Source organism: Rhizobium sp. PP-CC-3G-465, assembly GCF_004343445.1.
Classification (GTDB): Bacteria; Pseudomonadota; Alphaproteobacteria; order Rhizobiales; family Rhizobiaceae; genus Ferranicluibacter; species Ferranicluibacter rubi.
In genome coordinates, this window is sequence record NZ_SLYH01000035.1 from 1 (window position 1) to 9365 (window position 9365).

At 56.1% G+C, this 9365-nt stretch carries 12 protein-coding genes and 3 pseudogenes; 7 read left to right on the plus strand and 8 right to left on the minus strand.

Annotation, left to right across the window (positions count from 1 at the left end):
* Positions 1–92: 92 nt before the first annotated feature.
* The 5 genes from C8J33_RS26310 to C8J33_RS26330 all read right to left on the minus strand — a co-directional run bounded on the left by C8J33_RS26310 (position 93) and on the right by C8J33_RS26330 (position 2794).
* A protein-coding gene (locus tag C8J33_RS26310) for an IS5 family transposase (protein WP_422039183.1) occupies positions 93–871 on the minus strand; the annotation gives its coding sequence in 2 pieces (ribosomal slippage) (positions 93–542 and positions 545–871; 777 coding nt in all).
* Between the two features lie 197 nt (positions 872–1068).
* On the minus strand, positions 1069–1425 hold the full coding sequence (locus C8J33_RS26315; protein WP_132665887.1) for an Imm8 family immunity protein: 357 nt from the start codon (positions 1423–1425) through the stop codon (positions 1069–1071).
* An 85-nt stretch (positions 1426–1510) separates the two neighbouring features.
* Positions 1511–1933, minus strand: coding sequence for a hypothetical protein (locus C8J33_RS26320; protein ID WP_132665888.1), 423 nt, complete (start codon positions 1931–1933; stop codon positions 1511–1513).
* A gap of 147 nt (positions 1934–2080) precedes the next feature.
* On the minus strand, positions 2081–2446 hold the full coding sequence (locus C8J33_RS26325; RefSeq protein ID WP_132665889.1) for a hypothetical protein: 366 nt from the start codon (positions 2444–2446) through the stop codon (positions 2081–2083).
* Positions 2447–2539: 93 nt separating this feature from the next.
* On the minus strand, positions 2540–2794 hold the full coding sequence (locus tag C8J33_RS26330; RefSeq protein ID WP_110808400.1) for a hypothetical protein: 255 nt from the start codon (positions 2792–2794) through the stop codon (positions 2540–2542).
* Between the two features lie 216 nt (positions 2795–3010).
* Here C8J33_RS26330 and C8J33_RS26335 point away from each other — a divergent pair.
* Positions 3011–4090 (plus strand): annotated as a pseudogene (locus C8J33_RS26335) (tyrosine-type recombinase/integrase).
* Between the two features lie 257 nt (positions 4091–4347).
* On the opposite strand, the gene C8J33_RS26340 reads toward C8J33_RS26335, so the two are convergent.
* The gene (locus C8J33_RS26340; RefSeq protein WP_132665890.1) at positions 4348–5604 is read right to left on the minus strand and encodes a serine hydrolase domain-containing protein; all 1257 of its coding nucleotides are present in this window, start codon (positions 5602–5604) and stop codon (positions 4348–4350) included.
* A gap of 87 nt (positions 5605–5691) precedes the next feature.
* On the opposite strand from C8J33_RS26340, the gene C8J33_RS27850 reads away from it, so the two are divergent.
* The 6 genes and pseudogenes from C8J33_RS27850 (at position 5692) to C8J33_RS26370 (ending at position 8095) form a co-directional block, all read left to right on the plus strand.
* Complete coding sequence (locus C8J33_RS27850; protein WP_132449170.1) at positions 5692–5928, plus strand: hypothetical protein; 237 nt, start codon at positions 5692–5694, stop codon at positions 5926–5928.
* A pseudogene (locus C8J33_RS26350) lies at positions 5906–6022 on the plus strand (transposase domain-containing protein); the annotation flags it as partial. The gene C8J33_RS27850 and the pseudogene C8J33_RS26350, both read left to right, overlap by 23 nt.
* A gap of 19 nt (positions 6023–6041) precedes the next feature.
* Positions 6042–6647: pseudogene (locus C8J33_RS26355) on the plus strand (tyrosine-type recombinase/integrase); the annotation flags it as partial.
* 82 nt (positions 6648–6729) lie between these two features.
* On the plus strand, positions 6730–6996 hold the full coding sequence (locus C8J33_RS26360; protein ID WP_110803150.1) for a type II toxin-antitoxin system prevent-host-death family antitoxin: 267 nt from the start codon (positions 6730–6732) through the stop codon (positions 6994–6996).
* Positions 6993–7415 (plus strand): type II toxin-antitoxin system VapC family toxin, encoded by a 423-nt coding sequence (locus tag C8J33_RS26365; protein ID WP_110803143.1) that lies wholly within the window; start codon positions 6993–6995, stop codon positions 7413–7415. The genes C8J33_RS26360 and C8J33_RS26365 overlap by 4 nt, the downstream gene beginning before the upstream one ends.
* Before the next feature lie 35 nt (positions 7416–7450).
* On the plus strand, positions 7451–8095 hold the full coding sequence (locus C8J33_RS26370; protein WP_110803142.1) for a DUF6904 family protein: 645 nt from the start codon (positions 7451–7453) through the stop codon (positions 8093–8095).
* Between the two features lie 325 nt (positions 8096–8420).
* Here C8J33_RS26370 and C8J33_RS26375 read toward each other — a convergent pair whose 3' ends face one another.
* Both C8J33_RS26375 and C8J33_RS26380 read right to left on the minus strand, forming a co-directional pair.
* Complete coding sequence (locus C8J33_RS26375; RefSeq protein WP_132665891.1) at positions 8421–8852, minus strand: plasmid maintenance toxin (PemK-like); 432 nt, start codon at positions 8850–8852, stop codon at positions 8421–8423.
* On the minus strand, positions 8839–9117 hold the full coding sequence (locus C8J33_RS26380; protein ID WP_110808402.1) for a type II toxin-antitoxin system Phd/YefM family antitoxin: 279 nt from the start codon (positions 9115–9117) through the stop codon (positions 8839–8841). Before C8J33_RS26380 ends, C8J33_RS26375 begins: the two co-directional genes overlap by 14 nt.
* Positions 9118–9365 lie beyond the last annotated feature (248 nt).

The window sequence follows — 9365 nt, forward strand, 5'->3', positions numbered from 1 at the left end:
AACGTCGTCTCGATTGATGCACCCACCATCCATGACCTCCGAATCATGGAGACCTATAGATTCAGAGCTATCGGAAAATCGCAACTGTAATGCTAGGGTCCGGACTCATTAGCTGAAGCAATCCATATCCTCGTCGCTGCAAGCTTGAGGGCCGCGAGGTAATTATCAGCACGCCTGTCGTATCGCGTCGCGAGGCCGCGCATCTGTTTGATGCGATTGAAGAAACGCTCCACGAGATTGCGCTGACGGTAGATCCAGCGGCTGAAGCTGAATGTCTGCTTTCGATTTGCCTTTGCAGGGATATTCGCCCAGCATTTGCGTTGCTTGGCAAAGTTACGAATGGCGTCGGTGTCATATGCTTTGTCGGCGAGAATCGTCGCGCCGGGCCGTAGGTCGCTCAACAGCTTTTCGGCCATCGGTGCATCGGCGGCTTGGCCGGCGGTGAGTTCCAACCGAACTGGTCTGCCATCTGCATCGACAAGAGCGTGGATCTTTGTCGTCAGGCCACCGCGCGAACGTCCCATGCAAGGATCGACAGATCCCCCTTTTTAGCGTTGGCACCATGCTGGTGAACGCGAACACAAGAACTGTCGATCATCACGATGTCGCCATCGTAACGCTTTGAAACGACGTCCAGAAGGCGATCCCAGACGCCCGCCTTGCGCCAGCGGGAGAACCGATTGTAAAGCGTCGTGCGCGGACCGTAACGCTCCGGCACATCTCGCCAAGACGAACCCGTCCTGAAACGCCACAGGATGCCGTTGATCACCCGGCGGTCGTCGACGCGTTCTATTCCACGGCTATTGTTCGGCAACAAAGGTGCGATGATAGCCCATTCTTCGTCGCTCAATTCGTGACGGCGCATGGCAATCTCCTTTCAAGGAGATGGAATCACACACCGTCAAAAAGATGAACCCCGTTTATGGGGACACTGCCTAGGCGCAGCGCATCGGCAGTCCTGCTAGACTTTAGAGCGGAATCCGATCATATTGCATCGTATCCAGCGGCAGCGAAATAGTTCTGGCACTCGTTTGGGGTGAAGAGGTTGAGCAACCGGCCTATGGTTGTCTAGTCGTATTCCCACCTAAAACGTTTCCGCAGAGCCGACAGGCAGTTTTCCCATGTATCTCGCTCGCATGACGTCACTGTTTGCATCAGGCCGCTCGTCACGGTCGAGTTATGGTAATTCCGAACAAGCAAGAAGCGCCCTTTCGGGTTATTTCGAGGTCGGTTGTCCGGGGTGCATACCACTACACTAAAATGCTCGGTCCAGTCTTCATCAGTTTGACCAATATCCAGGAGAAGCCGGAAGCTTCTGTATGCTGTAGCGCCCACGTTATCGAATTTGCCATCCGTCAGATTTGACAATTCAAAATCGTTGAACGAGTCTGCATAATAAACTGCTTTAACCGCAAGCTCTTTCATGTCGTTTCCTTCTCCTGCGGTTATTCTGCCTTTCTGTCGAAAGCTGTCAAAGCGATCAGCCGGAAGCGGTCATTACTGTTAAGAACTACTCATGCGTGTTCGGAACCCACTCAATGACTGGCTCGTGACAAGAGATAACATCAAGGCAACTGCCACCTGTCACAAAGCGAAAATGTTTTGTTTCTGGTCTGAGATCTTGCAGTAACTCTTGCTGCGATGCCCAGAAGGGTGCTCCCTCAACTCGAAAAACAAAATGGTCGGACACGTGACCCCTGGTGAGAATGTCCATTTCTTCAAACGGGAGGTGCATATCGTCAATTACTCTGAAAATGTCTACGTGCGGGAAGTACACTTTAACGAACTCGGATTGCCCGGGCACGAAAAAATGAGCTTTCATAACTTTAGAGCCTGAGATCAGCTCCATCACTATGCGGATGATATCAGCGAAAACTGCCTCAGCCTGCAGATCAAAGTCCATTGGATAATAGCGAATGGCTGGGACGTTCACTGCAAATCCTTTTCTAAAAGCCGTCAGCCTGCAACTGCATGCCGATAGGCTAAACGGAACGCTGCATGACTACGATGAGCCAAAGACCCGACGAGGCAGCTTTGCGCACACAAGCGGACGTTTCGAATGCAATGATGAACAGCGCTGTTAATCCTCAACGCCCCGACCTCGGGTCATGAACACTTTCAGCGCGTTTTGTGCAAACGGCTGAATACGGCTTGGCCAGCCCGTTGCGATAAGCTCGTCTTCGGTCACCAGCATCGGAGTGGTATCGCACGCGTCGCGCATCAGGCTTAGGACCGCTGTAGCGACCCCTACTTCAACTTTAGACAATGCCGACGGGGGATCGTAAGCGCCCTCGTCGGGAAACCAGTCGAAAAAACAGTTGAAGTATTGTGCGGAACCAAACTGCCGGACGGCCTCGTCGCCTTCTGCAAGAAGTTCCAACACGTCGATGCAGCGATTTCGCAGCCGCTGAGCTAGTAGGTATTCCGGAATGGGGTCGCTGGTCATAAGCTGTTTGAACAAATTATGGTGACTCGCGCTATACCTGATTATTGCTTCCTGATAGCGGCTTTGGGCCCAAAAACCGACATTACCAATCCATCAAGCGCGTGGCACGTCTAGCAGCCTCAAGCGTTCTTTGGCCTTAGCAACTGCACAAAGAAAATCATCAAGATCGATTAAGTTCGGCTGTTCAGGCAACTCATCTGTGTTCCTGATATGGGAATAGATGCTCACCTCGAACTGGTCACGACTGTGCTCTTGGCTAACCACCACGGAGTCGCCGTGCTCAAAACGAATTTCGGCAATCAGCTCCTCATACGCAGAATCTGAGCATACATCTATTTCGTAGTTCACGGAAACACCTCTCCTCATCCCGGCTGGAAACCCCATCACTATCTTTGGCCTCAATTCATCGATAGATAGCTGTGAAGACACTGCCCTTGCATATCAAAATCTGCAATGCACGAGGTAGGTCATAGCCATACAGCGGCTAGCCTTCTCGCTATCGTCAGATGCCCTCATATCCTTCGATAAGAGGTACCTATCGGACTTCATTCGCATGATGTGAAAATGACCCAGATCATCGAGCAGAACACCGAAATCCACGGCGAGAAGACCTCGGCGCCGTCTCTCAGCGCGGCGGCTGGGCATGATGTTTCAGCGTCGCAGGTATCGGGCGGAAGCCCCCTCCTCTCTCCCGCCGGCGACGATCAGACGCCAACCCATCTCGCCAACCTTGCCGATCGTGCCCGGGGCTACGTCGCAGCGGCCAGCTCCGCGAATACACGAAAAGCCTACGCAGCCGACTGGAAGCATTTTTCCGCGTGGAGCCGGCGGTCCAATCTGGCTCCCCTCCCCCCGCATCCGCAAACCGTCGGTCTCTACATCACGGCCTGCGCGTCGGGCGCGGCGACGCGCGGCGTGAAGTCGAACGCGGTATCGACGATCGAGCGACGTCTGGCGTCCTTGTCCTGGAACTATGCCCAGCGCGGCCTCCCGCTCGATCGCAAGGATCGTCATATCGCAACGGTCATGTCCGGCATCCGCAAGAGCCATGCCAAACCTCCGGTTCAGAAAGAAGCGGTGCTGGCGGAAGACATCATCGCCATGATCGAGACGCTTGATCGCGGCACGCTACGCGGCCTGCGTGATCGCGCCATGCTGCTGATCGGCTATGCTGGCGGCCTGCGCGGCTCCGAGATCGTCGGTCTCGATCTGAAAGCCGAGCAGACGGAAGACGGGCGCGGCTGGATCGAGATCCTTGATCAGGGCATGCTCGTGACCCTGCGCGGCAAGACCGGGTGGCGGGAGGTGGAGATCGGGCGGGGGTCGTCGGATGCCACCTGCCCGGTCGTGACGGTCGAGACCTGGATCCGGTTTGCAAAGCTGGTTCATGGGCCGCTGTTCCGCCGGGTGGCAGGACAGGACAAAGCCGTCGGACCGGAACGTCTCAACGACCGGGAAGTCGCGTGGCTGGTGAAGCGCGCGGCGACGGCGGCCGGCGTTCGTGGTGATCTCAGCGAGATCGAGCGAGCGATGAAGTTCTCCGGGCACTAGATGCGCGCGGGTCTCGCCTCATCGGCCGAAGGCGATGAGCGCTATGTGCAGAAGCAGCTTGGGCATGCGTCGGCGGAAATGACGCGGAGATAGCAGCGCAGGCGGGATCGGTTTCGGGTAAACCTGACCAAAGCCGCAGGTTTATAGCACTCGATGATGGGGTAGTGGTGACCGCTTCCAGCCCAAGGCGGCTCTGGAAACCATTCCTGCTTAAGGCAGAAAGCGGGTCTGTCCGCTTTCTGGTGCATAGTTTAAATGCCCGAGAGGAGCCCGAGGACCACCACCGGATGATCTTCCGCCACGAATTCAAAAGCGGCATTGGCACGTTCACCTCTGGTAGGCAGCTCGGCTCAGTCCAGTGCAGCGGCGACGGCGTCGAAGACGACCAGCGGGTCAATCGGCTCCTTGCCGGTCGGTTTGGGCTGGGCACCGAAGGTGACGATGACGACGTTCTTCGCCGGGTTGATGTAGATGTTTTGCCCTTGGATGCCGATGGCCGCAAAGGCGCCGTCCGCGATCGAGGGCGTAGTCCAGCCGGTCCACCACATGTAGCCGTAATCCAGCTTCGAGCCGTCCTTTAGCTTGGTCGGCAGCGAAGCCTCTTTCGTCCAGCCATCGGGCAGAATCGAGGTGCCGCCGATCTTGCCGTCGTTCAGGAAGAACAGGCCGAAGCGGCCGTAGTCGCGCAAGGTGGCGCTTATGCCGCTTCCACCGATTTCGTGCCCGTCCGGGGAATCAAGCCACCAGTTGGCATCGGCCTCCATGCCGAAGGGCACCCAGATCTTTTCCGAAAGGTAGTCGGCCAGCGGCTTCTTAATCGCCCCTCGCACAATTTCGCTCAGCACTTGAGTCTCCCCGGTGCTGTAATTGTTCACCGTGCCGGGCTCGGCAGCACGCGGCAGGCTGGCCATCAGCTTCATCGCCGAGCCGGGCACCTGCGAGATTTGAGAGTTCAGGAGCGCCCGTCGGTCGGAGGCGAGGTCGGTATATGTCTCGTTCCACCGGACACCTGAGGTCATCATCAGCACGTCACGTACGCTTGTGCCGTCATACGCGCTGCCTTTCAGCGCTGGCACATAATCGGCGACGGAGGCGTCGAGACCGGCGAGTAGGCCTTCTTTGATGGCGATGGCGGCAAGTGTTGAGGTGATCGATTTTGCCACCGACATCGACATCCAGCGCGTCTTGTCAGTGTTGCCGCGCTGGTAGGTCTCATAGGCAATTTTGCCGTCCTTCAGCACGAGAAGTGCAGTGATGCTGTCGAGCGCTATGAAGTCGTAGAGATCGTTTTTCTTTCCGTTGATCTCGAAGGTGACGTTGCCGAGTGGCTTGTCGGACTTTGGCAGCGGCAGCACGGTACCGCCAGCCTTGATTGCCCGGGTAGGAAACAGCCGATCGATGTTGCGAAAGGTCGCGACTGCATCATCGGGCAACAGAGTCCCGTCATATATGTCCTCGACCGTGCCTATCTTCTCGGCGGCATGGACATAGTCTGAATCCGCGGCGGAAGCCGGCGTAAGGATAGACAGCGCCGCAACTACGGCGAGCCATCCGCTCAGAAGATGGGAACTTCGAGGAAAAGCGAGATTGCTGATAGGAGCCGACATAATTAAGTTTCCTCGTTGCAGTCAGCATAGTGCCCGTCTTGAATGATAGAGCAAGCAGGTATTGAAGATTTAGCGGTTACCTGAAGCGTGAGCGTACGTATCGGACCCAGTAACGCTCAATTGGGATTGCGTATCGAAGGGCAGCTCCTTGGCCCCCGTGCCGGGAAGCGCGCGGGGAATGCCGATATCCGGCTTATCGTCAGGCGCCGCGAGGCGGCGCCCATCATGGGAGAGCTGAAGGCCAAGCTCACCGAACTGAGTAACAAGAGATCGTTGAAATCGGCGCTCGGCAAGGCGGTTTCTGCAGACAGCCAAAATGAATGATGTCGATCTATTGGCTTGGCTGACAAAGACGCTTATTCGAATGGCCAACGGATGGCTCGCGCAGGATATCGAGGCTTTTATGCCATGGAACTTCAAGCCGGACGTGGGCGGCTATCATTGCCTTGGTCGAGACGCTCGACCACGGTTCGCTGCGCGGCCTGCGAGACCGTGCCATGCTGCTCATCGGCTTTGCAGGAGGTCTTCGCCGCTCCGAGATCGTTGGCCTTGATCTGAAGGCAGACCAGACCGAAGATGGGCGCGGCTGGATCGAAATCCTCGACAAGGGAATGCTCGTCACCCTGCGCGGCAAAACTGGATGGCGGGAAGTCAAAATTTGCCGCGGTTCTTCAGACTCTACCTGCCCAATCGCGGCAGTCGAGACCTGGGTCAAGTTCGCCAAGCTTGCGCACGGTCCCCTTTTCGGTCGGGTCACGGGACAAGGCAAAGCGGTTAGGCCAGAAAGGCTGAATGACAAGGAAGTGGCTCGGCTGGTGAAGCGGGCCGCAATGGCGGCCGGCGTTCGCGGTGATCTCAGCGAGATCGAGTGTGTGTTCAAGTTCTCCGGTCATTCCATTCGGGCAGGCCTCGCTTCTCCTGCCAAAGTCAATGAGCGATATGTCTAGAAGCAACTGGGGCACGCGTCCGCAGAGATGACTCGGAGATATCAACGACGGCGCGATCGCTTCCGTGTAAACCTGACCAAGGCATCCGGGCTTTAGTTGCCCCCTCTCCGCCACGCGCTTGCAATAGGATCGTTTGGACATTATAGTCACGATAGTCATTTTTGTTATAGGTGAGACGATGCAAGCATCAACGCACGATGATATGAACTGGACAGTCGCTGGCGCGAAAGCAAAGCTTTCAGAGGTTATGGAGCGCGCGCAATTGGCACCTCAGACTATTAGCCGCAATGGGAAACCGAGCGTGGTAGTTGTTTCTGCAGAAGAATGGCAAAAGAAGACTGCGCGCCGGGGATCACTCGCCGAGTTTCTATTGGCATCGCCTCTGCGTGGCGCCGATCTGGATATTGAGCGACAACACGACGAGCCGCGCGACTTGTCCCTATGAGACTACTCCTCGACACGAACGTTCTGTCGGAAGTTACAAAACCTCGCCCCGATGAGAGCGTCCTGAAGTGGCTCCATGGGTTAGACGAAGACCGCACGTTCATCAGCATCGTATCGATTGCTGAAATTCGCCGCGGTGTCGCTCTGATGGATAGCGGACGGAAACGCGACACCCTGGGCGAGTGGCTCGAGCATGATCTGCCTCAACGCTTCGAAAATCGGATTATTCCAGTGGAAGGGCCTGTCGCTTTGGCTTGGGGTGATCTCATGGCGCTCGCCAAGCGAAGTGGTCGCGGGCTGGCCTCTATGGACGGCTTGATAGCCGCTACAGCCTTCGCTCACCAATTGATCCTTGCGACGCGCAACACCAAGGATTTCGGAGGCTTCGGAATAGATATCATCGACCCCTGGACGGCGTGATCAGCCCTCTTCGTCAACGGAAAGGATCAGTCTGAATGCTCTCCTACAGTTTGCTCAAAAACCACGCTGGCATATTGCTCGTCGGAGACTATACATCCCTGACCTGGCTGCATGAGGTCGTCCATGATGTGAATGACCGCTCACCGCTTGTCATCGACAAAGAAGGCTCGTTTCTTGGCTTGGCGTACGATGTGCGCAAAGCGTTTGAGCGGCAGCGTGAGGTTATTCAGCCGCCAAAGCATTTTGAAGAAATTGGCGTTAGATACGGTGTACAGATCCTTTGGCCAGTCCTTTTGCTGCAGCAAAGGCTGCTGAGGCAATCCCTCGCGTTCCTCAGCCATACGGCCAAAACACAATCTATTGCCTATGCTATGGAAGCAGTGATCGAAGAGGCGCTGCGCGAAGATTTCGGTGCGCAGACTGAGCATATTATCAGTCTTTGGCAGCGCCTTGATCCAGCACAGGCTGCAGTATTTGAGATGATCAACAGCCGCGGGGGGTTATTTTGTTCATGGACGAAAGCGCAACGTAAGGCCAGCTTTGCGTCGCTCCTTTCCAGTTTCGATCCGATGTATGACCGCTTCTACCCCATGCGACTGAGGAACGGCGAAAAGAACATGATATCTCCTGGAGAATTCGCTGCTTGGGAAAATGCCGAATGGCCGGATCCCCGATGGTAAACTTTGGCGCATCAATCGCGATATCAACCGGATAGACGCCCTCCCCTGCTCTGTTTTTGAACCCGCAAGATCAAAAACCCAAGGAAGAATATTCCACTTGGCGCTTCAATTGAAATCTAGAGCCAAAATCCACAATGGTTCGCCACATGGTACGATCGCCGGTTGGAGTGCTAACCATCGATAACTACCTCGTATCGATAGTCATGAATTTCGACTCCCCGACGCTGTAAAGTCGGGGCAAATCACGGCTGCAACGATCAGAACGGGATGGAAAATGACGGGCAACAAACGGGGTCAGTATAACAGACCCACCGCCACAGGGCAGCTATTCGCTTCGGGCCGTCGCACGATGACGTTGCGCCCGCGCCTGCTCGACAAACCGGCGCTTGATCTCTTCAAACAGGGCTGGTGGCAGCGCGCCGTAATAGCCGGTTTCACCGTCCATCCGCCTGACGTCGGGTCCGGGCCAGACGAAGCGGTTGCTTTCTGTCAGAGCAATCCAGGAGCGTTCGTCATCAAGTCCCAGGCGACGTTTGGTGGCCGCCGAAATTTCAACAGCGTCTTGCGGATCAGACGGCGGCGAATGCGTGACAGGCAAAACCCGCACCGCCCGCGTTCCGTCTTCCCGTGTGACGACGATCGCCAGAACCAGCACCGGGCGGTTCTTGTCGCCTTCCTCCCGGCCTTCGAGATGCTGCCAATGCCAGAGATACGAATACCGAAACAGCCAGCCGACCTTTGGTTCAGTCGGCAGCATGCTTCTCCGTCAACAGTTCGGCATTGAGATGATCCAGACCCGGCTCCATTCGCGAAGCTTCAATGGCGGCGAGGTCATCGTCGCCGAGCATCACCGAAAGTTCGACCCGGCGGTCATGCTTTGCCAGACGCACATAGTCCTCATAGGCGATCAGAACCGTGCGGGGGCGACCATTCTTGGTGATGATCACCGGCTCGCGAACGGCCGCATCCTGATAAGCCCCGAAATTTTTCGAAACCGCCGCAGCGGTAACCGTGGATGTCATGATAAAACTCTTTTGTTACGGAATATACGGGATTTCCGGAACTTTCGCAAACCCCCGGTCGATAGGGCATGTAGATGAAGCATAAATCGCAGATCGTGCCTGCGGCAGATCAGACCGTCCTGAAGCAAGCCGGAGAACCAGACAACGGCCTATATGCGTATTCCGATGAAGCCGGCCACCTATTCCGACACGAAGCCGGCCACCCATTCCGATTTCATTCCGGCCACCGTTCCGATTTGAAGCCGGCC

Coding starts and splice junctions, on each gene's coding strand:
- C8J33_RS26370 (WP_110803142.1), top strand. CDS start 7,451: ATGCTCTCCTACAGTTTGCTCAAAAACCACGCTGGCATATTGCTCGTC.
- C8J33_RS26375 (WP_132665891.1), bottom strand. CDS start 8,852: ATGCTGCCGACTGAACCAAAGGTCGGCTGGCTGTTTCGGTATTCGTAT.
- C8J33_RS26380 (WP_110808402.1), bottom strand. CDS start 9,117: ATGACATCCACGGTTACCGCTGCGGCGGTTTCGAAAAATTTCGGGGCT.
- C8J33_RS26365 (WP_110803143.1), top strand. CDS start 6,993: ATGAGACTACTCCTCGACACGAACGTTCTGTCGGAAGTTACAAAACCT.
- C8J33_RS26360 (WP_110803150.1), top strand. CDS start 6,730: ATGCAAGCATCAACGCACGATGATATGAACTGGACAGTCGCTGGCGCG.
- C8J33_RS26340 (WP_132665890.1), bottom strand. CDS start 5,604: ATGTCGGCTCCTATCAGCAATCTCGCTTTTCCTCGAAGTTCCCATCTT.
- C8J33_RS26315 (WP_132665887.1), bottom strand. CDS start 1,425: ATGAAAGAGCTTGCGGTTAAAGCAGTTTATTATGCAGACTCGTTCAAC.
- C8J33_RS26325 (WP_132665889.1), bottom strand. CDS start 2,446: ATGACCAGCGACCCCATTCCGGAATACCTACTAGCTCAGCGGCTGCGA.